Annotated in this window: 23 protein-coding genes; 15 read left to right on the plus strand and 8 right to left on the minus strand. The window is 66.1% G+C overall.

The window, feature by feature from the left end; all coding sequences use genetic code 11:
• Window positions 1–152 precede the first annotated feature (152 nt).
• Window positions 153–833, minus strand: a complete 681-nt coding sequence (locus tag ACQPZ2_RS05350) for a TetR/AcrR family transcriptional regulator (protein WP_433527330.1) — start codon at window positions 831–833, stop codon at window positions 153–155.
• Window positions 834–1,067: 234 nt separating this feature from the next.
• Here ACQPZ2_RS05350 and ACQPZ2_RS05355 point away from each other — a divergent pair, with 234 nt between their 5' ends.
• The 4 genes from ACQPZ2_RS05355 (at window position 1,068) to ACQPZ2_RS05370 (ending at window position 4,094) form a co-directional block, all read left to right on the plus strand.
• On the plus strand, window positions 1,068–2,474 hold the full coding sequence (locus ACQPZ2_RS05355) for a DUF445 domain-containing protein (RefSeq protein WP_433524570.1): 1,407 nt from the start codon (window positions 1,068–1,070) through the stop codon (window positions 2,472–2,474).
• A gap of 103 nt (window positions 2,475–2,577) precedes the next feature.
• The gene (locus ACQPZ2_RS05360; protein WP_063046043.1) at window positions 2,578–3,078 is read left to right on the plus strand and encodes a helix-turn-helix domain-containing protein; all 501 of its coding nucleotides are present in this window, start codon (window positions 2,578–2,580) and stop codon (window positions 3,076–3,078) included.
• Window positions 3,075–3,725 carry a heparin-binding hemagglutinin gene (locus ACQPZ2_RS05365; protein WP_433524571.1) on the plus strand — a complete coding sequence of 217 codons (651 nt, stop codon included), beginning with the start codon at window positions 3,075–3,077 and terminating at the stop codon, window positions 3,723–3,725. The genes ACQPZ2_RS05360 and ACQPZ2_RS05365 overlap by 4 nt, the downstream gene beginning before the upstream one ends.
• A gap of 72 nt (window positions 3,726–3,797) precedes the next feature.
• Window positions 3,798–4,094 (plus strand): DUF2516 family protein, encoded by a 297-nt coding sequence (locus tag ACQPZ2_RS05370; RefSeq protein WP_040696344.1) that lies wholly within the window; start codon window positions 3,798–3,800, stop codon window positions 4,092–4,094.
• A gap of 3 nt (window positions 4,095–4,097) precedes the next feature.
• Here the strand turns inward: ACQPZ2_RS05370 and ACQPZ2_RS05375 are convergent, their stop codons facing one another.
• Window positions 4,098–5,714, minus strand: a complete 1,617-nt coding sequence (locus tag ACQPZ2_RS05375; protein WP_433524572.1) for a GMC oxidoreductase — start codon at window positions 5,712–5,714, stop codon at window positions 4,098–4,100.
• A 133-nt stretch (window positions 5,715–5,847) separates the two neighbouring features.
• Between ACQPZ2_RS05375 and ACQPZ2_RS05380 the strand changes: the two genes are divergently transcribed.
• Together ACQPZ2_RS05380 and ACQPZ2_RS05385 are read left to right on the plus strand one after the other, a co-directional pair.
• On the plus strand, window positions 5,848–7,098 hold the full coding sequence (locus ACQPZ2_RS05380; RefSeq protein ID WP_433524573.1) for a cytochrome P450: 1,251 nt from the start codon (window positions 5,848–5,850) through the stop codon (window positions 7,096–7,098).
• A gap of 353 nt (window positions 7,099–7,451) precedes the next feature.
• The gene (locus ACQPZ2_RS05385) at window positions 7,452–8,486 is read left to right on the plus strand and encodes an alpha/beta fold hydrolase (RefSeq protein WP_433524574.1); all 1,035 of its coding nucleotides are present in this window, start codon (window positions 7,452–7,454) and stop codon (window positions 8,484–8,486) included.
• 4 nt (window positions 8,487–8,490) lie between these two features.
• On the opposite strand, the gene purU is transcribed toward ACQPZ2_RS05385, so the two are convergent.
• On the minus strand, window positions 8,491–9,381 hold the full coding sequence (purU, locus tag ACQPZ2_RS05390) for a formyltetrahydrofolate deformylase (protein WP_433524575.1): 891 nt from the start codon (window positions 9,379–9,381) through the stop codon (window positions 8,491–8,493).
• Window positions 9,382–9,474: 93 nt separating this feature from the next.
• Here purU and ACQPZ2_RS05395 point away from each other — a divergent pair, with 93 nt between their 5' ends.
• Window positions 9,475–9,750, plus strand: a complete 276-nt coding sequence (locus ACQPZ2_RS05395) for a hypothetical protein (RefSeq protein WP_433524576.1) — start codon at window positions 9,475–9,477, stop codon at window positions 9,748–9,750.
• A gap of 1,160 nt (window positions 9,751–10,910) precedes the next feature.
• Here the strand turns inward: ACQPZ2_RS05395 and ACQPZ2_RS05400 are convergent.
• Window positions 10,911–11,471, minus strand: coding sequence for a GNAT family N-acetyltransferase (locus ACQPZ2_RS05400; RefSeq protein ID WP_433524577.1), 561 nt, complete (start codon window positions 11,469–11,471; stop codon window positions 10,911–10,913).
• A gap of 145 nt (window positions 11,472–11,616) precedes the next feature.
• Here ACQPZ2_RS05400 and deoC point away from each other — a divergent pair, with 145 nt between their 5' ends.
• Complete coding sequence (gene deoC, locus ACQPZ2_RS05405) at window positions 11,617–12,303, plus strand: deoxyribose-phosphate aldolase (RefSeq protein ID WP_433524578.1); 687 nt, start codon at window positions 11,617–11,619, stop codon at window positions 12,301–12,303.
• Window positions 12,304–12,424: 121 nt separating this feature from the next.
• Here the strand turns inward: deoC and ACQPZ2_RS05410 are convergent, their stop codons facing one another.
• Window positions 12,425–13,147, minus strand: a complete 723-nt coding sequence (locus tag ACQPZ2_RS05410) for an LmeA family phospholipid-binding protein (protein ID WP_433524579.1) — start codon at window positions 13,145–13,147, stop codon at window positions 12,425–12,427.
• Between the two features lie 99 nt (window positions 13,148–13,246).
• Here ACQPZ2_RS05410 and ACQPZ2_RS05415 point away from each other — a divergent pair, with 99 nt between their 5' ends.
• Window positions 13,247–13,855 (plus strand): type IV toxin-antitoxin system AbiEi family antitoxin domain-containing protein, encoded by a 609-nt coding sequence (locus ACQPZ2_RS05415; protein WP_433524580.1) that lies wholly within the window; start codon window positions 13,247–13,249, stop codon window positions 13,853–13,855.
• A gap of 94 nt (window positions 13,856–13,949) precedes the next feature.
• A complete protein-coding gene (locus tag ACQPZ2_RS05420) occupies window positions 13,950–15,491 on the plus strand; it encodes a hypothetical protein (RefSeq protein ID WP_433524581.1) in 1,542 nt (513 codons plus the stop codon).
• Window positions 15,492–15,498: 7 nt separating this feature from the next.
• Here the strand turns inward: ACQPZ2_RS05420 and ACQPZ2_RS05425 are convergent, their stop codons facing one another.
• Window positions 15,499–16,302 (minus strand): class I SAM-dependent methyltransferase, encoded by an 804-nt coding sequence (locus ACQPZ2_RS05425; protein WP_433524582.1) that lies wholly within the window; start codon window positions 16,300–16,302, stop codon window positions 15,499–15,501.
• Window positions 16,272–16,793, minus strand: coding sequence for a DUF2505 domain-containing protein (locus ACQPZ2_RS05430; RefSeq protein WP_387294316.1), 522 nt, complete (start codon window positions 16,791–16,793; stop codon window positions 16,272–16,274). Before ACQPZ2_RS05430 ends, ACQPZ2_RS05425 begins: the two co-directional genes overlap by 31 nt.
• A 120-nt stretch (window positions 16,794–16,913) precedes the next feature.
• Between ACQPZ2_RS05430 and ACQPZ2_RS05435 the strand changes: the two genes are divergently transcribed.
• Complete coding sequence (locus ACQPZ2_RS05435; RefSeq protein WP_433524583.1) at window positions 16,914–17,459, plus strand: VanZ family protein; 546 nt, start codon at window positions 16,914–16,916, stop codon at window positions 17,457–17,459.
• Here ACQPZ2_RS05435 and ACQPZ2_RS05440 read toward each other — a convergent pair.
• The gene (locus ACQPZ2_RS05440) at window positions 17,431–17,916 is read right to left on the minus strand and encodes a DUF2505 domain-containing protein (protein WP_433524584.1); all 486 of its coding nucleotides are present in this window, start codon (window positions 17,914–17,916) and stop codon (window positions 17,431–17,433) included. The genes ACQPZ2_RS05435 and ACQPZ2_RS05440 overlap by 29 nt on opposite strands.
• A 25-nt stretch (window positions 17,917–17,941) precedes the next feature.
• Here ACQPZ2_RS05440 and ACQPZ2_RS05445 point away from each other — a divergent pair, with 25 nt between their 5' ends.
• The 4 genes from ACQPZ2_RS05445 to ACQPZ2_RS05460 all read left to right on the plus strand — a co-directional run bounded on the left by ACQPZ2_RS05445 (window position 17,942) and on the right by ACQPZ2_RS05460 (window position 21,264).
• Window positions 17,942–19,048, plus strand: a complete 1,107-nt coding sequence (locus tag ACQPZ2_RS05445; protein ID WP_433524585.1) for a UDP-N-acetylmuramate dehydrogenase — start codon at window positions 17,942–17,944, stop codon at window positions 19,046–19,048.
• A 67-nt stretch (window positions 19,049–19,115) separates the two neighbouring features.
• Window positions 19,116–20,360: a L,D-transpeptidase gene (locus tag ACQPZ2_RS05450; protein ID WP_433524586.1), complete on the plus strand. Its 1,245-nt coding sequence runs from the start codon at window positions 19,116–19,118 to the stop codon at window positions 20,358–20,360.
• Window positions 20,361–20,398: 38 nt separating this feature from the next.
• Window positions 20,399–20,833 carry a helix-turn-helix transcriptional regulator gene (locus ACQPZ2_RS05455; protein ID WP_433524587.1) on the plus strand — a complete coding sequence of 145 codons (435 nt, stop codon included), beginning with the start codon at window positions 20,399–20,401 and terminating at the stop codon, window positions 20,831–20,833.
• 20 nt (window positions 20,834–20,853) lie between these two features.
• Window positions 20,854–21,264, plus strand: a complete 411-nt coding sequence (locus tag ACQPZ2_RS05460) for a VOC family protein (RefSeq protein ID WP_364472274.1) — start codon at window positions 20,854–20,856, stop codon at window positions 21,262–21,264.
• The last annotated feature ends 1 nt before the right edge of the window (window position 21,265 follow it).

Raw genomic sequence — 21,265 nt, forward strand, 5'->3', positions numbered from 1 at the left:
GACGTGGGACACCCGCGTACCGCTCGGCTTCAGAGTAGCCAAACTCGCGGCAATGTCGAGACCGCCGTCACTATTTCAGCTAGCGCCCCAGCTAGCGGCCTGTTAGCGCGCGAAGTCGAGCGATTGATCAGTTGGCGATCACGAGCTAGCGCTCAGGCGCCTGCCTGCGGCGGGTCCGGCAGGATGTGCGGCTGGGCGTTGAAGATCGCCCGGGAGCCGCCCGCGCGCGCCATGCCCTCGATGGCGCTCCAGGCCATCATGGTCAGGTAGTCGATGACTTCCTCGCGCGACATCGCCTTATCCGTGGTCCACCAGTGCGTTGCCAACTGGATGCCGCCCACGAGCACATACGACCACAGCAGCGCGCCCTCGGTCGCGAAGCCGTGCTCGGCGCCGCGATCGATGATGACCGTGGTGACGACGTCGGCGAAGAGCTTCTCGAATTCGGCGAGCGAGGACTGATCGGTCGAGCCGTTGCCCATGATGAATCGGTAGACCTCGGGGTCCTCGTCGACCGTGCCGACGTAAGCGGCCAGGGCCGAACGCACCAGGTGGTACTCGTCCGCGTCGAGGCTGATCGCCTCGTACACCCGCGGCATCAGCGTGGTCTCGATGAACCGCTGCATGGTCGCGTGGACCAGGTCGTTCTTATCCGAGAAGTAGCGGTAGAGCACGGTCTTGGAGACACCGATCTCCGCGGCGATCTCGTCCATGCCCGCATTGCTGCCCCGCGTGCGAATAGCCGCCAGGGTGCCATCGACCAACTCTTCGCGGCGGTCGATCTTGTGCTGCCGCCATCGGCGCTTGCGTCCGTCCGTCCGGCCGGTGCGCACCGCCGCCGGTCGTTCGGCAAGCTCGCCGACATCGACAAGGTCATCGGTGGACAGCGTGAACTCCCTCGTTTGTATGGGTTCGTGGACCACCAGCTTAGGTCCAGGCAACGACCGACATGCGCGTTTGGGTGTTGGTTGCGACAGGTTGCACATAATCGGGCCATTCGGCGTCGGTTGCGTGTCGCTTGTGATCGGCTCGGAGGTCGGTCTGCAACACACAGCAGAATGGGTGTCATGGAGAAAGCTCCCGGCAACACGGCGGCGCGAGCGACGGGCCCGGAGGCGGTAGCGGAGCGTAACCACGAAGGGCCCCGCGAACGCCGCCAATTCAATACAGCGGTGCTGGATGCGCCAACGTCCGCACCACCGACCAGTTTCGCGGCCTTCGTCGACGAGGCGGGCAAGCGCCGCGATCTGTTCAAGATGAAGGCCCTGGCCACCGGGTTGTTGGCGTTCGCGACGGCGGTCTATCTGTTCTGCCGCTGGTTGGAATCGCGCGGGGCGGGCGATGATTGGGTCGGTTACCTGCGGGCCGCGTCCGAGGCGGGCATGGTCGGCGCACTCGCCGACTGGTTCGCCGTGACCGCGCTGTTCCGCCATCCGCTCGGCCTGCCGATTCCGCACACCGCGATCATCAGGAAGAAGAAGGATCAGCTCGGCGCCAGTCTCGGCGCCTTCGTCGGTTCGAATTTCCTTGCCCCGGACGTGGTCTCGGCGAAGGTGAATTCGGCGCAGGTCTCCTGGCGGGTGGGGCGCTGGATGGCCGACCCCGGACATGCGGGCCGAGTGGCCCAGGAGAGTTCGACCATTCTGCGCGCGGTGGTCGGGGTGCTGCGGGACGAGGATGTCGAGCAGGTCATCGACAACACCATCGTCAAGCGGATCGCCGAACCGCTGTGGGGTCCGCCGATCGGCCGGGTGCTCGCCGAACTGCTCGCCGACAATCGGCAGTTGCCGCTGCTCGACATGCTTGCCGAGCGTGCGCACCAGTGGGCGCTCGGTTCGCAGGAAACGATCGACCGGATCGTTTTGCGGGATGCGCCGCAATGGGCTCCGAAATTCGTAAACATTCTGCTTTCGGAACGGATCTATCGGGAACTCGTCGAGTTCACCTGGAAGGTGCGGTCGAATCCGGAACACGAGGTGCGGCTCGCGGCGAATCGGTTCCTCGAGGAATTCGCCTACGACCTCCAGCACGACGACGCCATGATCAAGAAGGCCGAGCGGATCAAGGCGCAGATCATGGGTCGCGAGGAGATCACCGGCATGGCCGAGGCGACCTGGCGTGCGGCCAAGCGGCTGATCCTGGAATCGGCCGACGATCCGAACTCCACGCTGCGGCGCAAGGTCGCCGAGAATGTGCAGCAGCTCGGGGAGCGGCTGCGCGACGATGCCGAGATGCGCGCCAAAGTCGACGATTGGATCGATCGCGGCGCGCGGTATCTGGTGGAAAACTATGCGGGGGAGATCACCACTCTGGTCACCGACACGGTTGCCAGGTGGGATGCCGAGGAAGCTAGCAAGAAGATCGAATTGCAGGTCGGGCGTGATCTGCAGTTCATTCGCATCAATGGCACGGTCGTAGGGTCGCTGGCAGGGCTGGCGATCTACACGATTTCGCATTTGATGTTCGGCGGCTGAGCAGAGCGCGCTGAATGTTTGCTGGAGTGGTGCTTACAGCGTGCTTGCAATAGCTAGCACCCTGCTTTAGAATTGGAAACGTACAACCGCCAGAAGGTGAGTGATGGCAGACCAGCCCGAAGGTTCCGCCGAGTACACCGACGATTCGCAGGAGAGATCCAGCGGCGTCGGCGAAAAGGCGGCGCGTGTGGCCAACGCGGCACACGACATCGGAGGTTTCATCAGGGCACAGCGAGAAGCCGCGCAGGTCTCGTTGCGTCAGCTCGCCACCCTCGCGGGAGTGAGCAATCCGTATCTCAGTCAGATCGAGCGCGGATTGCGCAATCCGTCCGCCGAAGTACTCGCGCAGATCGCCAAGGCACTGCGGGTCTCTTCGGAGGTGTTGTACGTACGGGCTGGCTATCTCGAGCAGCGGCCGCACAGTCCGGTCCGGGATGCCCTGCTTGCCGATACGTCGATCAGCGAACGGCAGAAGCAGGTGCTGCTGGACATCTATGAATCGTTTCGCCGGGAAAACGGAGGAAGCGAACCAGGGGGGAACGAGTGGGACAGCGACGTTCCGAGTACATCACCAACTCCGCCACGCCAGGAGAGCGAAGAATGACCGAAAACGCAACCATCAAGCCACTGTTCGCAACCGTCGGTGCCGGTGACGCCGTGTACGCCGCGGTTGTCGACGCGGTCACCCAGGTGCGTGAGCGCGCCGCCTCCACCGATGTCAGCGGTCGAGTGGAAGAGGCCCGCGAGCGCTTCGCCAACGTCCCCGCCGATGTCCGGGCCCAGTTCGAGACGCTGCGCGAGCGGCTGTCCGGCCTGCCCTCGGAGCTGCCGGAGGACCTCGCCGAGCTGCGCGAGAAGTTCACCCCGGAGGAGCTGAAGGCGCTCGCCGAGAAGTACTACACCCAGGTCCTGGACCTGTACGCGGATCTGGCCGTGCGCGGCGAGGAGACCGTCGAGCGGCTGCGCGCCAACCACCTGGTCGAGGATCAGATCGAGCGCGTCGAGACGCTGTACAAGGATGCGGCCAGCCGCGCCGAGGATGCGCTCGCCAAGGTCAACGACCTGATCGGCCGCCCGGCCAAGGAAGAAGAAGAGGCCGAGGTCGAGCAGGTCGTCGAAGCGGAGGTCCTCGAGGTGACCACCGAGACCGAGCCCGTCGCCGACGGCGTCGCCCCGAAGAAGGCTCCGGCCAAGAAGGCGCCCGCCGCCAAGAAGGCTCCGGCCAAGAAGGCGGCTCCCAAGAAGGCCTGAGGCCCTTCCCTTCTCCACGCTGACGACCCCGCACACCGACGTGTGCGGGGTCGTTGCTTCTATGATGGGCTGGTGGACACAGCGCACGGATTGGCCAGCTGGATCTTGTACGGGCTGCGGCTCTTGGCGCTCGGCGCGACGATTTTCGCGCTCATTCACGCCATCCGCCAGCGCCCCGACGCCTTCACCGCGGTCGACAAGCTGACCAAACCGATCTGGATCGCCATCCTCGGTGCGGCGTTGCTGTTCCTGTTGCTCTCACTGAGCGTCACGAGTCTGCTTGCGCTGGTGTCGATTATCGCGACCGGCGTGTACCTGGCCGATGTGCGGCCGAAGGTGGATGAGATTCAGCGCGGGCCGCGCTGGTAGTGGCTACTCGCCGGAACGAATGATCTCTTCGATATTGCGCTCGGCCAGCGCGCTGATCGTCAACGACGGGTTCACCGTTCCGCTGCTGCCCGGCACCGCCGCGCCGTCCATCACGTACAGGCCTCGATAGCCGCGCACCCGACCGTACGGGTCCGTCGCGCGTCCGATCACCGCGCCGCCCAATGGATGTGAGGTGAACGAGGCATCCGCCTCCAAGGCTGGTTGGGCGTTGGACGGGCAGTTGCAGGTCGCCTTGTTGTTGACTTCCCGCGCGTGCGCCAGGTAGCCGGCGGCACCGTCGGGTGGCCACAGCAGGTTCACGCTCCCGTCGGCCGGGTTGTAGACGAACCGGCCGCGGGTGTCGTCGAGGACTATGCCCAACGACGCGACAATGCCGACGTCGAAGGGCGTGGTGCCGGGGACGAACCAGTTCTCCAGCGATACGGGTGCGCCCGTCTCGTCCAGAACTCGGCTCGCGGACGGCGTGCCCTGCGTACCTATCTCGAGCGAGCTGGCGGGCCGCGCCAATGCGACATCGCCGTTGCCGCCCCAGCCTTCGCCGATGTGCTCGTTCAGATTCGGTAGCGCGCCCGTCGCCCGCGCGCGCACCAGCAGTTCGGAGGTGCCGACCGAGCCCGCGGCGAGGAACAGCTTGTCGCAGGTCAGCGTCCGGATGCGGAGCACCTCGCCGGTAGGTGCGAGTTTGGTAACGGCGACGGTATAGCGCTCCGACTCCTCGCCGATGGCATCCACGCGATGGCCGGGATAGATCTGGGCACGGCCGGTGTCCTCGGCATAACGCAGGTAGTTCTGGTTCAGATCGAATTTCGCGCCGTTGGAATTGCCGAGGTTCGAACAGCCGACCGTGGCCGACGGCGTCGATCGTCCGGTCAGCTCGTCGCGGATGACGTCCCAATTCCAGCTGCCGTCGATGCGCTGCGGTGTATAGCCGGCCGCGCGGAATTGTTCGTCCCAGCCCCGTGCGTGGGTGAACGCGAAGGAGTCGTAGATGTCGTTCGGTATCGGGCTCAGCCGCAACGTGTTTCGGACCCTGGGGTAGTAGACGTCGTGCATCTCGCGGTAGTCGACCACGCCCTGGAAGACGTGGTCGAAGAACCGCTGCTCCGGCTCGATCATCACCCCGGTGAACACCACCGAGCCACCGCCCACACACGCACCGCGCCATACGTCCATGCCCGGGTAACTGGAAACGTCGAGAACTCCGCCGAACGGATCGATCTGCACCGTGAGCCTGTTCGCGCCGGTAAAGGTCGTGCGATGCCAGAAGCCGCGGCCATCCGGAACCGTGTCGTTGGCGAAGATATTGCGCCACGGATCGTTCGGCCAGCGCGACCCTCGCTCGAGTACCGCGACCTGGATCCCGGCCCGCGCGAGACGCAGCGCGGTGATCGACGCCCCGAACCCTGATCCGATGACGATCGCGGGCACGTGATCCGCCGGATCCGGCAGCGGCGCGAAGATTTCCGGCACCAGCGTGCGGTACACCGGTGATTTCGGGCTCGGGCTGTAATCGTCGGCCCACGCCGCAAACGTGCTTCCACTCGCAAGACCCAGCATCGTCGCCAGGCCAGCGCCCTTGACGAAACAGCGCCTGTCCATGGTGCCTCTCACCTGATCCGAAGGTCGCTCTATCGGCGCCGATAGCAACCTGCGCCGATAGCGGCTATCTATCATATGGAAAGGAGGAGTGGGAGGTGACGAGATCTTGATACGCGTATGGATCCGGTGGCTGATGATGCATGGCCTGCCACGGTTCTACCTGCTATGGGCGGCGCGTCGGGGCGATCCCCTTGGGCAGATCGCGGTCGGTGCGGATCGTCTGCTCGGCTCGTCGCCGTACATCGAGGAGATCCGGCAGCGGGGCCGGATACCCAGGATTTCGGGTTTGCGCGTGACCGCGGATTACGAACTGTGCCGACTCATCCTGCGAGACCGTCGCTTCAGCGTGGTCAGGCCCAACCATCCGGCCCTGCCGAAGCCGATCCGCTGGGTGATGACCAAAACAGATCCGGGGCTGCCCAACCTCGCGGAACCGCCCTCGATGCTGGTAACCGATCCGCCGGACCACACCCGCTACCGTCGCCTGGTCGGGCAGGCATTCACTCCGAAGGCGATCGCCAAACTGCGTGAGCGGGTTGTCGAAGTGACCGATGAACTGCTCGAACGCCTGGAATCGAAGCCGCGGCCGGATCTGATCGTCGACTTTTCCGCACAGTTGCCGGTCGCGATCATCGCCGAGATTCTCGGGCTGCCCGCCCACATGCATTCGACCCTGCTGAAGTGGGGAGATTCCGGTGCACCGCTGCTCGAACGCGGCCTGAGCTGGAGCACTTACCGCCATGCCATCGAAGACCTGGCCGAGGTGCGGCAGTACTTCGATCAACACCTCGACGCGCTCACCGCCGAACCGGCGGACGACGTGCTCAGCATGCTGGTGAAAGGTGGCGAGCTCTCCCGTCGCGAGCAGATGGCCAATGCGGCGCTGCTGCTGGACGCTGGATTCTTGACGACGGTGAATATGCTCGGCAACGGAATCGCCCTGCTGACAAGCCATCCGGACCAGCTGGAACTGCTGGCGGCGCAGCCGGAGCTGTGGCCACGTGCGGTCGAGGAAGTCTTGCGTTACGACGGTCCGGTGCGGATGACGGGCCGAGTCACGAACTGCGAGGTCGACCTCGCCGATCAGCGCGTCGAATCCGGTTCCCTGGTCCTGCTGTCGTTGGCGGGCGCCAACTACGACCCCGCCGTCTTCCCTGAGCCCGAACGATTCGATGTGACCAGGGCCAACGCCGCGGATCATCTCGCGTTCGGCAGCGGGGTACACGGCTGCTTGGGCGCCACGCTGGCTCGATTGGAGGGCTCGATCGCGCTGCGGGCCTTGTTCGAGCGGTACCCGGATCTGGCCTTGGACGGTCCGCCGATCCCGCATCCCCTGCGCAATCTGCACGCCTACCGCTCCATGCCCGTCAAGCTGCGTGGCTGAGCTGGTCGCGGCAGCGGTTGGGGATGGCGTGGTGCGTATCTCGCTGTCTGCGTGCGCTGGTCGCTATCGACGCGACGGGCCAGCGTGCCTTGTTGCTGGATCTTCGGTCGACTTTGTGCGATCCGGTGGGTGACCGGAGACGCGATTCGGCGGCGGTTCGGCAGCGTTCACAGCGGTGGTCTGTGCTGTTGACGGCTGGTTTCGACCTTCCGGCGACTGGCTGGTTCGAGCTTGCTTTGGGATCGTTCACAAACGGGGATGGGGAGAAGTTGGGATAACTTTTAGGCTGCTTGCTCTAGCTAGCACGGCGGTTTGCAATTAGTGTATCGGAGAGTTACACAAAGGAGTGTCCGATGCGTGCAATGCCGCCTGCACTGGTGGACGTCCCTGGTCGGGTCCGGGGTTTGCTTCACACACACCGCGCCGATCTGCGATCGCGTACCTATGCGACCGCGGCGCTGAATCCGCCGACCGCGCTGCATGAGGTCGTTCCGGTCGTCACCCGCGATGGTGCGCGTTTGCGTGTACACGTCTACGGATCGGCCCATGCGCAGACGATCGTGCTGGTACACGGTTGGACCTGCGCCATCGAATACTGGAATGCGCAGATCAACGAGTTCGCCGATCGATACCGCGTGGTCGTCTACGACGTGCGTGGTCACGGTGAGAGCGAACTCGGCTCCAGCCATCTGACCACCGATCTGCTCGCCGACGATCTGGCCACGGTGCTCGACGCCACACTGCGCCCGGGCGAGCGGGCGGTTGTGGTCGGCCACAGTCTCGGCGGCATGACCCTGCAGGCCTGGGCCGGACGCTATCCGGACCGAGTCGCGAAGCAGGCGTGCGCGGTGCTGTTGACCAACACGGCGCCGAGTCGACTGATCGCCGAGACGACTGTCCTGCCGTTCTTCAATACACCACTCCCATTGCTCAACCGGCGAATTCAGCTGCCGCACAAGATCGGCCGCCTAGGCCTCGGCTCCCCGCTCGTCTTCCCGCCGCTCGCCCCGGTGAAGTGGGCCTTCACCCGGCAGATCATGAGCCTGCGCTCCACCGGCGACGTGGTCGACTACAGCCTCGCTGTTGTCCGCTCCTGCCCCGCCCGCGTCCGTGCGAAATTCGGAATCCTGCTCGCCGAACTGGATCTCGGCGAATCGGCGCGCAACCTCGTCGTACCGACCACAATCCTGGCCGGCGAGTTCGACGATATGACGCCGCCGGTGCACGCCGAGCGAATCGCCGAAATGCTCAGGGAAACAGGCAGTCTGGTCAAGTACGAGGTGCTCCCGCAGGGCCATCTGGGAAATACCGAGATGTACGAGCGGTTCAACGAGGAGCTGGAGTTGGTCCTCGATTCGGTACGTCAGCCAGCCAAAGCAGCGGGGTAGGTATCTAGGAGAAGACCACGGTTCGGCGGCCGTGAACCAGCACTCGGCCCTCGAGATGCCAGCGCAGACCCCGTGCCAGCACCACTCGTTCGATGTCGCGACCCTGGCGGACCATATCGCGGACCTCGTCGGCGTGGTCGATACGGATGACGTCCTGTTCGATGATCGGGCCCGCGTCGAGTTCGGCGGTGACGTAGTGGCAGGTCGCGCCGATCAGTTTGACGCCGCGGGCGAAGGCCTGATGGTAGGGCCGAGCGCCGACGAACGACGGCAGGAAGCTGTGGTGGATATTGATCGCCTTGCCCGCCCAGTGCTCGCACAGTTCGGCGGGCAGCACCTGCATGAAGCGGGCCAGGACGACGGCGTGCGGATCGTGCGCATCGACCAGGGCGCGCACCTCCTCGAAGGCCGGGCCGCGTTCGGCCGGATCCTTCGGGAACGGCACATGGTGGAACTTCACACCGTGCGCCTCGGTCATCCCGGCGAGGTCCGGGTGATTGCCGATCACCGCTTCGATGGTGGCGGGCAGTTCACCGCTCGCGGCGCGTCCGAGCAGGTCGTGCAGGCAATGGCCGTCCTTGCTTACCAGTAGCACGGCCCGGCGACGCTCACCGGAGTCGAGCAGCTGCCACTCGGTCTCCGTGCCGAAGTCGGCCGCGACCCCGGCGAACCGGTCGCGCAGTTCCGCGATACCGAACGGCACCGTCGAGGCCTTGATCGCCTGACGGGTGAAGAACCAGCCGATATCCGGGTCGGAGTGGTAGCCCGCCTCCACGATGGACCCCCCGAACTCGGCGATGAAGGAGGTGATCCTGGCAATGATGCCGGGACGGTCCGGGCACCCGAGGGTGAGCACGAAACGTCGGTCGTCCAGGACAGGTGGAGCGGAACTCATGCGCTAATCCTCCCAGGTCGACTATGTGCACCTGCGGCACCCTGCCCCGGGCAGGTGTTGAGCGAAGGTGGCGCGAAAGCCGACAATGGAAAAGTGACGCGTGTGAAGTTCGTACGACAGCTCGATGGGCTGACGTACGAATTCGTCCGCGACGGCTGGGCCCACGGCTACCCCTCCTACAAGCGAATCGATCACGACCTCTGGTGCCGCCGCCTCCCGGACTTCGGCTGGTCGATCTGCACCGATTCCGGCGAAGTCCTGAGCCGCCCCTTCGACGACCCAGGCCAAGGCCCCCTCCCACCCGAAGGCGCCTGGGTCTCCCGCAAACACGAACGCTCCTACGTCTACGACATGCACCACCACCCCTGACCCCCCGAGAATGTATTCCTGGAGCGCCACTCTCGACGTTGCCTCCACCAGCACATGGTGATTTTTAAGTCGGCCGCCCTGATGGCATCGGAAGCGCCACCCGGTGAGCTGTTGCGTGAATTCCAAGCCTCGGCGCTCCTGGCGCCGCCTCCCAACCCCCGCTTGCCAACCCCCACCTGGAACTCCCGCTGACCGGGCCGCCCCCGACATCGCCTGGATCCCCAACTCCTGCGGGCGTCTCCAACTCCTGCTGGTGTCCCCAATCCCGCCGAGATCTCCAACTCCCGCTGGGGATTCCCAGCTCTCGCTGGTGTCTCTGACTCCCGCTGGGGATTTCCAGCTCTCGCTGGTGTCTCCAACTCCCGCCGAGATTCCCGACTCCCGCCGGTGTCCCCAATCCCGCCGAGATTCCCGACTCTCGCTGGCATCCCCGACTCTCGCTGGTGTCCCCGGCTCCCGCCGAGATTCCCAACTCCCGCTGACATCCCCAACTCCTGCTGGTGTCTCCAACTCCTGCTGGTGTCTCCGACTCTCGCTGGGGATTTCCAGCTCTCGCTGGTGTCCCCGGCTCTCGCTGGCATCCCCAACTCCCGCTGACATCCCCAACTCCTGCTGGCGTCTCCAACTCCCGCTGGTGTCCCCAATCCCGCCGGGGATTTCCGACTCTCGCTGGTATCCCCGACTCTCGCTGGCATCCCCGACTCTCGCTGGGGATTCCCAGCTCTCGCTGGTGTCTCCGACTCTCGCTGGGGATTCCCAGCTCCCGCTGACATCCCCAACTCCTGCTGGCGTCTCCAACTCCCGCTGACATCCCCAATCCCGCCGGGGATTTCCGACTCTCGCTGGTGTCCCCGGCTCTCGCTGGCATCCCCGACTCTCGCTGGCATCCCCGACTCTCGCTGGGGATTCCCAGCTCTCGCTGGTGTCTCCGACTCTCGCTGGGGATTCCCAGCTCCCGCTGACATCCCCAACTCCTGCTGGCGTCTCCAACTCCCGCTGACATCCCCAATCCCGCCGGGGATTTCCGACTCTCGCTGGTGTCCCCGGCTCTCGCTGGCATCCCCAACTCCCGTTAGGCTCTCCTGGCTCCTGGCTCCTGGCTCCTGGCTCCTGGCTCCTGGCTCCTGGCTCCTGGCTCCTGGCTCCTGGCTCAGCCGGACCTACAGTTCGTAAAACGGCTCCGCGTAACGGAATTCGCCGGTGATCTGCGAGTCGTACGCAGACAATGCCCGCACTTGGAAGTGGGAAACCCAGGCCGGTTCATCCGGCGTGATACCGAGGCGGGCGGCGGGGGTGAAGCCGAATTGGGGGTAGTAGTCGATGCTTCCGGCCAGGCCGATGAGGGGTTCGTCGAGGGCGTCGGCGGCGCCGAGGACGGCGTGCATCATGGCCGCGCCGACACCATTGCCCTGATGTTCGGCCAGGACGCCGATCGGGCCGAGGGCGAGCACTGGGAACGGGCCGACGCCCGCGCGGGTGAGACAGACGTGGCCGATGACGGTGTCGTATTCGACCGCGACCATCGAGAGGGTGGGGATCCAGCCGGAATCGCTGCGCAGCCGGGTGACGAGGTCGACCTCGGGTGGGTCCGCCGCGCTGTCGTCGGTGAATTCGGCCGTCTCCCGGTTCTTATCGGTATTCACGTACTGCGGTCCGAAGGCGCTGCGGTGGACGGCCGCGATCGCGGCGGCATCGTCGGCGCGTTCGCGACGGATCAGCACGGTGTCGTCTCCTCCTGAACGAATGGGGCCATCCGCAACTGCGCAACAGTCGGCTGGGCAGTCGCAAAGCGATGTCCGTAGCTCCACCGACAGTATCGAGTGTGCGCGATGTGTCGCCAGGCGCGCAATGGAATTCGCCACCGGTATGCCAGACTCTCACCCTGTGGCAAATTCCGCGTCGCTGACCAGGGCCGAAGTGGCCGCCATGATCGATCACACGCTGCTGGCGCCGGAGGCGACGGCCGCGGAGGTGAACGCTTTGGTCACGGAGGCACGCGAACTCGGCGTGTACGCGATCTGCGTATCGCCGTCTATGTTGCCGATTCGAGCCTCCGGCGTGGTGGTCGCGACGGTCGCCGGATTCCCTTCCGGGAAGCACCATTCGCTCGTCAAGGGCGCCGAGGCGCGCCTCGCGGTCGAACAGGGCGCGGCCGAGGTCGATATGGTGATCGATGTCGGAGCCGCGCGCGCAGGCGATTACGGCGCTGTGCTGTCCGACATCGTGACGGTGCGCGAGGCGATGGGGGATCGCGCGGTGCTCAAGGTGATCATCGAATCGGCGGCGCTGTCCGATGCCGCGATCGTCGAGGTCTGCCGCGCCGCCCAGCGTGCCGGGGCCGATTTCGTGAAGACCTCCACGGGATTCCACCCCTCCGGTGGTGCCAGCGTGCACGCGGTCCAGCTCATGGCCGAGATCGTCGGCGGACGTCTCGGTGTGAAGGCCAGCGGCGGTATCCGCACCTCCGAGGCCGCCGCGGAGCTGATCGCCGCGGGCGCGACCCGACTCGGACTCTCGAAATCCCGTGCGGTGCTGGAGGGATTCCCCGCCTGATCCCGAGCCCGACAATCGGGGCTGTGGATTCGACAACTGGCTATGGAAATGCCTACCTGGATAGCCATTTCGCCCCGGAAAGCTCTCAGGTCCGGCACAACGCGCGGACCTGAGAGCCGGATCAGCAGCTGACGCTGCTGTCCTGCGCGGCGGGCAGTTCGGTCCGCCCACCCGACAGCTTCACCGCGACGCCGTTATCGGTGACCTTGACCTCGGTGGCCTTCAGGCCGAGCGGGTAGCTCTGCAGACTCTGCGTGAACACGTCGACGATGCCCGACACCAGATCGGTCGGAATCCCCATCCCGAGCAGCGCGGCCGACTTCGTCTCGACCTGCACGGTGCCGTCCTTGATCTCGGGCTTCACCTGCAACTGCGCGAGCCCGCCCAGCACATCCAGGGTCAGCATCCCGGTCGACGCGGAGGACGACACGCCGCTGACCAGGCCGCCGAGCGTTTCCCGGATGCCGTCGTTGCCCCAGGTGACATCGGCCGACGAGCTGCCGACGGTGCTGCCGCTGCCGCTACTGCTGACCTCGACATTGTTGAACCTGGCGTGCACCACCATGCCGACGGCCGGACCGAACTTGGAATCGTCGCTGTCCACCTTCACCTGATCGACCTTCCCGTCGATCCAGGTGATCAGCATGGGCTTGGCTCCGAAGCTCACATCGATCTTCGAACCCATATCCTTCTCGAATTGTGTGCTGATGCACCGTGAAACCTGGTATCGCGCGTATGCCTCCCCGCCGACCAGCACGGTAGCGAGCAGAATCGCTACCACAACGAGGGCGATCACCAGGGCGCGCCGGTTGACCTTCAGGGTGGATGGGCTCTTCGTACTCATGTGGTCGATTCTTCCCCACGTTTCTGTGCTCGCTCTGAGGGCGCTGTGAGGGGTTCGATTGTGACATGTGACACAGAGTTCGAGCGTAGCCTGGTCGACATGGCTGGCGATGCGGCGGGCCGCGCACTCGATTCCGCCGAGCACGGGTGGCGTGTGCTGCGGCGATTGGCCGGGCGCCATGCCGGATTCTTTACTACCAGGCAGGTGCTGCGCACCGGATGTGAGGCCCACGTTCGCGCCGGTCTCGGCGACGGCTCGGTGACGCGGGCCGGGGTCGGGCTGCTGCGGTTGGCCGATTGGCCCACCGGCCCGCTCGACGAATACGCCATGTGGGCGGCCTGGTTCGACGGGGCCGCCGCGGTATCGCATCAGAGTGCTGCGGAGTTGCACGGACTCGGTCGACTACAGCCGCGATTCCTGCACATGTCGGTCGGTGCGGGACGGCCGCCGATCACCCCGCGACTGGTGGTGCTGCGCCGCCCTTTGATTCCGGCCGATCTCGAACCTGCGGGCGGATTTCTGGTGACCACGCCCGTGCGCACGGTGCTCGATCTGGCCGAGGCCGCTATCGGGCAATCCGCATTGGATGAGGTGGTGGGCGACGCGGTAGCCATCCACCGTTGCGGTATCGATGAAATCCGTTCCGCGAGTGTGCGACTTCCCCCGCGTGCGGCGGCTCGCGTGCACCGGGCCCTCACCGCCGCGTGACCGGCCCGGTGAAGTCGCGAATGATCCGATTCGGCTATCAATTCGTTCGATCTCCGGTTTTGCCCGGCGCGCAATCATGGCAGGGTGACTGACCATGGGGACGGTAGGTCAGGGCAGTTGGGATCTCGTCTTTCCGTCCGGAGCGCCCGAGCGCATCGGCGATATGTTCGCCACCGCCGTGGTCGCCGACGCGGTCCGCAGATATGACGCCGACCTCGCACAACAGGTCGAAACCTGCCGGGACTGGCACTGCGACTACCGCGGCGTCTTCCGCGGCCTGACCGCCCTGGCCGCGAGCTCGCCCGCGGTGTCGGTGGGGATCGCGACCGACGGGTTGCGGGCAGCACGCCAGCTGCTGCGTTTCGTGACCGGGCACACGATCGCGCCGCTGCACAGCGTCGACCTCGATGCGATCGCCACGCCCGACGGACTCCAGACCGGCCGGATCGACGGGACCGCGAAACCCGCGCCGCGACTCGAAATTCCGTTCCGCGGAGCGCTATTGGCCGAGGAGGCGCTGTGGCAGCAGCTCACCGACTGGCGTCGCCGCGGCATTGTCGAGCCCGCCTTCGCGGCGGCAGTGGAGCGGGTGATCGATCATCCGGAGTGGTTGTCGCTGCCCGGTTTCCGGGTGATCGTCACCGGGGCGGCGGCCGAACTCGCCCCGCTGCGGCCGCTACTGCGATGGGGTGCCGACGTTCTCGCGATAGACCTGCCCGGACCGGAGCGGTGGCGCGAGATCTCGGACATCGCGAAGGCGGGAGCGGGACGACTGCGCTATCCCGTCACGGTCGGACCCGGTGCGGACATCACCAGGCAGTTCCCGGCGTTGGTGCACTGGATTCGCGCGCAGTACGACCACGACGCCCGCCCGGTATTCGGTCTGTACGCGAAGGGTCCCGGACCGCAAGGGGTTCGACTGGCCGCCGCGCTGGATGTCCTCGTCGAGGATCTGCTCGAGCACCGCGATGACGCGGCCATCGCATACCTCGGTTCGCCGACCGACTGCTATGCCGTGCCCGAGGACGTCATCGCCGACGCGCACGCCCGCCTGCGCGAGCGCGGTGCAGGGCCGCAGGTGTTGCGCGTGCTCACCGCATCGGCCCTGTACCGGCCCAACTACCGCACCACGAATCCGGACCACCTCGGCGCGATCTGGAGCGTCGCCGATGCACTGCTGCCGGTCCAAGGCCCGAATCACGCACTGGCCCAACGCCTCCTGCGCTGGCGCACCGTCCTCGCGCACACCGCGGGCCGCACGGTCTCATGCGCCGTCGCACCACCCGCCAGGACGAAATCCCTCCGCACCCAACGCTCCCTCGCCGCCTCCTACCGCGGCGCCCGCCACTTCGGCATAGAGGTCTTCGACCCCGACACCGCCCGCCCCCTCCTGGCGGCCAAGCTCGTCGCCGACCTCTTCGCCCCACCCGAAACCCCCACCGACACCACCAACCCCGAGCGCATATTCGTAGCAGGCGCGGCCCACGGCGGCCTCTGGCGCCAGCCCTTCGAGCCCACCTCGATCCTCCCAATCGCAGCCCTAACCGGCCACCTCCGCGCCCTCCTCGCCCCCATTTCAAGATCGGGTGGATTCCTTGGCGGCATCGTTCGAGGCCCCGCCACCAGTGCCACCTGATCTTGATCTAAAGGGTTGTGTCGGGTGCCACGGTGGACCAGGGCACCGAGAGGACGCAGTCGCGCATGCGGCGGCGGTAGGGGCGCACCGGGAGGCCCTCTTGGCGCAAGTACTGTGCTGCCGCGCGCCAGCGCACTCGGGGGCCGAAGGGGGCGAGCGGGGCGGCACGGGCCCATGCGCGATCAGCGGCCGTCAAAAGCGCGTGGATCGGCTCGCCGGGAATGTTGCGGTGGATCAACACCTTCGGCAGACGCTCGGCGATATCGGATGGACGCTCGACCGTGAACGGATCCCAGGCCAGGGTGAGTGAGCGCGGTCCTGATCGATCCAGCAGCACCCAGGCGCAGCGTCTGCCCAGCTCATCGCAGGTGCCGTCGACGAGTAAACCGTCCGGATCCATCCCGGACAGGATGGTGGCCCACGCATCGGGAACGGCGGTTTCCGGATATTGCCGCAGCACATTGAACGCGCGCACCAGCACCGGTCGCAGCCCCGCCAATTCGAATCCGCCGCGCGCGAAGGTCACGCCGTCGCGGCTGGGCACGACCCGTTCCGGATCGATCTCCAGCCCGACCACCCGCACATCCGCGCGGACCGTGCGCAGCCGGACCGCCAACTCCAGCGTGGTCCACGGACTCGCCCCGTAGCCGAGATCGACGACCAGCGGATCGGCCGCACTGCGCAGTCGACCGGTGACCAGTTCGTCGTGGATCAGCCAGCGGTCGCTGCGTCGTAATCGGTTGACACCGGTGGTGCCCCTGGTGATGGTGCCGACCGGTCTCAGCGGGTCGGGTTTTGCTCTTCCAGCCACTTCACGGTCTGCTCGGCCTCGCCGCGGAACAGGTCGACCAGGTTGACCAGCATCAGCTGTTCGAGTCGCGGGCCGACCATCGGGATGAACACCTTGGCCTCGGAGGAAAACCGCATGGTGCAGCCGGTATCGGTGGGGAACAGGCGAATGGTGCCGCCGAGGCTGCCCGGCCCGGCCGGGATCGAGGCCGAGAATTTGCCGACGGACTCGTTCTCGTCGAACGGTCCCCAGCTCTCCTTGCGGGTGATGACCATGTCCTTGCGCATGACCGCCTGCGCGATCTCCGGGAGCATGTCGCGCGGCAGGATGTGGTTGAGCACGACGTCGATACCGGAATCGCTGACATCGAGGCTGACGACCTCGCTGCCCGGCGCTAATTTCGACATCTCCGCGCACCGGTCGTCCCAGTACTCCCGGGTCGACAGCGCCGCGTACAGCTCCTTGGTGGTGTGCAGCGGGAAGCGGGCTGAATAGTCCAGTCGGCGGGCCATGAGGGGTTACGTTACCGGGACCGGCTGCCGCCGCATCGCTCGGCGGTAGGTCTGGGGATTCGCACAATCGCCACACCCACGCCACGCGGAATCCGCACATCGTCCGGACAGAATCGCAGTATGAACAGGACGTGGGAGGCGTGGGGCGGAGTGATCACGGCGACGATCGCGGCACTTCCGCTCGCCGTTGCGGTCGCGTGGTGGCTGGCGCGGCGGCGGGGTTCGTGGCGCAATGCCCTGTGCGAGGTGGGCATTGTGGTCGGCACCGCGCCGTGGTTGTGGATGGTCCTCACCCCGGCGGGCACCGGCCGTTCGGTGAATGCGGTGCCGCTGCGCGATCTGATCGATCAGCTGCGCGACGATCGAGTCGTCGAGCAGCTCGGCGGAAATCTGCTGGTATTCGCCGCGCTCGGCCTTCTGCTGCCGATGCGTTGGGCATGGTTCGCCAACCCATGGCGGTTGCTGCTGGTCGGCGCTGTGCTATCCAGCGTCGTGGAAGTATCGCAGTTCGTACTGGGCATCGGCCGCCACTCGTCTGTCGACGATGTCCTCGTCAACGCGACCGGAGCCTTGCTCGCCGGACTCGCATCGAATCGCTGGTGGCTGCCAGTCGCACCAGAGGCCCTGCCGACCGAGCTCAGTGCTCGGCGAGCCATTTGTTCGTGAACTCTTCCTCGTTCGCCAGCAGTTCGGTCAACCGCTCCGCGATCGCGGCCTCGATCTTCCCGCCGAACAGCGGAATCTTCACCTCGATGGTGCCCTTGGTCTCGGTCACCGAACCGGAGCCGTCGGCCGTGAGCTCGATGGTTCCGTGCACCTCGGCGGGCGCACCCTCCACGCGTGCGGTGAAGGTGGCCGAATCGCCGGTCCAGCTCTCGGTGCGCGGGATGATCAGATCGCCGGGCCGCACCGCGGTGATCGCGGCGGGCAGCAGCTCGGCGGCGATGACCTGCACCATCTCGACCTTGACCTGGTCGCCGTCGACGGTGACCGAATCCAGCCGGGCATTATCGCCACCCACCTCGGCGATGCGGTCCTTCCAGTACTGCTCATCGGTGAAGGCCGCGCGTACGGCGGCAGCCGGATGCGAGTAGCGAGCCGTGTACGCCAGGGGTGTAGCCATGGTCGAACACGCTACCGTCTGGGGCGTGCGAACTTCACGGGTGGTGTCGGCGGACCAGCTGCGCGAGCTGCTGGTCGATAGCGGTGCGCGGCTGCGCGAATCGGTGCGGCTGGCCGAGCTGACCACATTGCGGGTCGGTGGTCAGGCCACCGTCGCGGAATGCGCGACGACCGAAGCGCTGGTCGCGACGGTCCGGACGCTGGACACCGCGGGCATTCCGCTACTACTGCTCGCGGGTGGATCCAACCTGCTCATCGGCGACGACGGCTTCGACGGTGTCGTAGTCCTGGTGCGCAACGAGGCGGTCGAGATCGGCGCGCACGGTGTGGTCGCCGAGGCGGGCGCGAACTGGGACGCGGTGGTCGCGGCCACGATCGAGGCCGGTCTCGGCGGGCTGGAATGCCTGTCGGGCATTCCAGGATCGGCCGGTGCGACGCCGGTACAGAACGTCGGGGCGTACGGCGTGGAGGTCGAGAGCCTGCTGCGCCGCGTGCGCCTGCTGGATCGGGCGAGCGGCGAGATCCGCTGGGTCGAACCGGCCGAACTCGGCTTCGGCTACCGCACCAGCGCACTCAAACATCGCGATACCGCCGTGGTGCTCGCGGTTGACTTCGCACTCGATCCCGACGGCGCGAGCGCACCGCTGCGCTACGGCGAACTCGCGAACGCACTGGGCGCGGGCAACGGCGACTCCCGGCCCGCCGATCAGGTCCGGGCGGCGGTGCTGAAGTTGCGCGCGGGCAAGGGCATGGTGCTCGACCCCGCCGATAGCGACACCTGGAGTGCGGGCTCGTTTTTCACCAATCCGGTCGTGCCGGTGCACCGCGTCGAGGCAGTGAAGGCTGCGATCATCGCCCATGTGGGCGACGTCACGATCCCGACTTATCCGGCTCCCGACGGCGTCAAATTCTCCGCGGGCTGGCTCATCGAGCGGGCGGGCTTCGCCAAGGGTTTTCCGGGTCCCGATGCCCCGGCCCGGCTGTCCACGAAACATACGCTGGCCTTGACCAACCGCGGCAGCGCGACCGCCGCCGATCTGGTCGCACTGGCCCGCACCGTCCGCGACGGTGTCGCCGAGCGATTCGGTATCCGGCTGGAACCGGAGCCGGTACCCATCGGAGTCGCTCTTTAAACGGTGAAACGGACACCACACGCTTCGCAGGCCGGTCGGATGGTTTTCGCCGCGTAAATTCGATGAAGTGAGCCATCGTCCAGTCATCTACAGACCGGCCGCCGCCGTCTCCGCTGTGCTGCTCGTGGTAGTGGCGCTGGTGGCCGGATGCACGTCCGACAAAGGCGGAAATAGCAACTCCGCCAAAGACAACACCCCCGTCGCGAAGGTCACGCTGACACCCGGCGCCGACGCCAAGAACGTCAATCCGACCGCACCGATCTCGGTCACCGTCACCGACGGCACCATTGATCAGATCGCGCTGACCAACGCCAACGGCAAGCAGGTCACCGGCGAAATCGCCGCGGACAAGCACAGCTACCAGACCACCGAACCGCTCGGCTACGACGCCAAATACACCTGGTCCGGCACCGTGGTCGGTATCGACCACAAGCCGGTCCCGATCGACGGCGCCTTCACCACGCTGGCACCGAAGAACACCTTCCCCGCGACGCTCAATATCGCCGATAACCAGGAAGTCGGCATCGCCGCCCCGATCATCTTGCAGTTCAAGGGATCTGTGCAGAACAAGGCCGCGGTGGAGAAGGCGCTCACCATCACCACCAATCCGCCGACCGAGGGCGCGTGGGCCTGGTTCCCGGACGACAACGGCGGCTCGCGCGTGCACTGGCGGCCGAAGGATTACTGGGCGCCCGGCACCACCGTGCACGTCGCGGCCAAGCTCTACGGCCTGGATCTCGGCGGCGGAAACTACGGATACTCCGATCTCACTTCGGATTTCCGCATCGGCCGCAGCCAGATCGTCAAGGCCAGCGCGCCGAGCCATCGCATGCAGGTCGTGCGCGACGGACAGGTCGTCGTCGATATCCCGGTCAGCTATGGCGAGGGCAATGAGGCGCGCAACGTCACCCGCTCCGGTGTGCACGTCGTCACCGAGAAGTACGAAGACTTCATGATGTCGAATCCGCCGTTCTACACCAATGTTCGCGAACGCTGGGCCGTACGCATCTCGAACAATGGCGAATTCATTCACGCCAATCCGGAATCCCTTTCGGCACAGGGCTCTTCGAATGTCACCAACGGCTGCATCAACCTGTCGCCGAGTGACGCACAGGCCTACTTCCCGACCGCGCTCTACGGCGATCCGGTCGAGGTGACCGGCACGTCGATCGCGCTGTCGGCCGCCGATGGCGATCTCTACGACTGGACCATCGACTGGAACACCTGGACCGGGCTGTCGGCATTGCAGGGCGAACCCAAGAATCCGGTGTCCGCGACACCGGTGCCGCCGCTGCCCGCCGGTGGTCGCTGAGCTAGGCAAACCCGCCGCGACATGCGACGATCGGTCAGGTGACCAGCAGACCAGCCACCGAGGACAACCTGCGCGAGCTCGCGCGCCTGCGTCGTGTCCGCGACCGGATCGACCGGGAGTACGCGCAGCCGCTCGACGTCGAGCGGCTGGCCCGCGACGAGCACATATCGGCCGGTCACCTGAGCCGCCAGTTCAAGCTCGCCTACGGCGAGTCGCCGTACTCCTATCTGATGACGCGGCGCATCGAGCGCGCGATGTCGCTGTTGCGGCGTGGCGATCTCAGCGTGACCGAGGTCTGTTTCGCGGTCGGCTGCCAGTCGCTGGGCACCTTCAGCACTCGGTTCACCGAGCTGGTCGGAATACCGCCGAGCGCCTACCGGGAGCAGGCCGAGCACGCCACGGTGGATCTGCCGACGCTCGTCGTGAAACGGGTGACGAGACCGATCAGGAATCGAGAAGCGCCGGTCAACTAGGGGCAACTAGCGTGAATGCCATGGACATCATCATTCAAGCGAGCTTCCTCCCGCAGGACGACCCGGAGGCCGCCCTCGCCTTCTACCGCGACGCACTCGGCTTCGAGCTGCGCAAAGACGTCGGATTCAACGGGATGCGCTGGCTCACCGTCGGCCCGGTCGACCAGCCGGGCACATCCATCGTCCTGCACCCGCCGGCCGCCGACCCCGGCATCACCGACGACGAGCGCCGCACCATCGCCGAGATGATGGCCAAGGGCACCTACGCCAGCATCCTGCTGGCTACCAAGGATGTCGACGCCACCTTCGAGAAGGTGCAGGCCACCAATGCCGAGGTCGTCCAGGAGCCGACCGATCAGCCCTATGGGGTTCGCGATTGCGCTTTCCGCGATCCCGCCGGAAACATGGTCCGTATCCAGCAGCTGAGCTGAG

Source organism: Nocardia pseudovaccinii (genome assembly GCF_050942345.1).
Lineage (GTDB): Bacteria > Actinomycetota > Actinomycetes > Mycobacteriales > Mycobacteriaceae > Nocardia > Nocardia pseudovaccinii.

What these genes read in the sequence shown, in the direction of transcription:
- ACQPZ2_RS05415 (WP_433524580.1), top strand. Translation starts at nt 13,247, where the DNA reads ATGGCTGGCGATGCGGCGGGCCGCGCACTCGATTCCGCCGAGCACGGG.
- ACQPZ2_RS05355 (WP_433524570.1), top strand. Translation starts at nt 1,068, where the DNA reads ATGGAGAAAGCTCCCGGCAACACGGCGGCGCGAGCGACGGGCCCGGAG.
- ACQPZ2_RS05410 (WP_433524579.1), bottom strand. Translation starts at nt 13,147, where the DNA reads ATGAGTACGAAGAGCCCATCCACCCTGAAGGTCAACCGGCGCGCCCTG.
- purU (WP_433524575.1), bottom strand. Translation starts at nt 9,381, where the DNA reads ATGAGTTCCGCTCCACCTGTCCTGGACGACCGACGTTTCGTGCTCACC.
- ACQPZ2_RS05365 (WP_433524571.1), top strand. Translation starts at nt 3,075, where the DNA reads ATGACCGAAAACGCAACCATCAAGCCACTGTTCGCAACCGTCGGTGCC.
- ACQPZ2_RS05420 (WP_433524581.1), top strand. Translation starts at nt 13,950, where the DNA reads ATGGGGACGGTAGGTCAGGGCAGTTGGGATCTCGTCTTTCCGTCCGGA.
- ACQPZ2_RS05435 (WP_433524583.1), top strand. Translation starts at nt 16,914, where the DNA reads ATGAACAGGACGTGGGAGGCGTGGGGCGGAGTGATCACGGCGACGATC.
- ACQPZ2_RS05385 (WP_433524574.1), top strand. Translation starts at nt 7,452, where the DNA reads ATGCGTGCAATGCCGCCTGCACTGGTGGACGTCCCTGGTCGGGTCCGG.
- ACQPZ2_RS05375 (WP_433524572.1), bottom strand. Translation starts at nt 5,714, where the DNA reads ATGGACAGGCGCTGTTTCGTCAAGGGCGCTGGCCTGGCGACGATGCTG.
- ACQPZ2_RS05440 (WP_433524584.1), bottom strand. Translation starts at nt 17,916, where the DNA reads ATGGCTACACCCCTGGCGTACACGGCTCGCTACTCGCATCCGGCTGCC.
- ACQPZ2_RS05380 (WP_433524573.1), top strand. Translation starts at nt 5,848, where the DNA reads ATGATGCATGGCCTGCCACGGTTCTACCTGCTATGGGCGGCGCGTCGG.
- ACQPZ2_RS05430 (WP_387294316.1), bottom strand. Translation starts at nt 16,793, where the DNA reads ATGGCCCGCCGACTGGACTATTCAGCCCGCTTCCCGCTGCACACCACC.
- deoC (WP_433524578.1), top strand. Translation starts at nt 11,617, where the DNA reads ATGCCAGACTCTCACCCTGTGGCAAATTCCGCGTCGCTGACCAGGGCC.
- ACQPZ2_RS05360 (WP_063046043.1), top strand. Translation starts at nt 2,578, where the DNA reads ATGGCAGACCAGCCCGAAGGTTCCGCCGAGTACACCGACGATTCGCAG.
- ACQPZ2_RS05460 (WP_364472274.1), top strand. Translation starts at nt 20,854, where the DNA reads ATGGACATCATCATTCAAGCGAGCTTCCTCCCGCAGGACGACCCGGAG.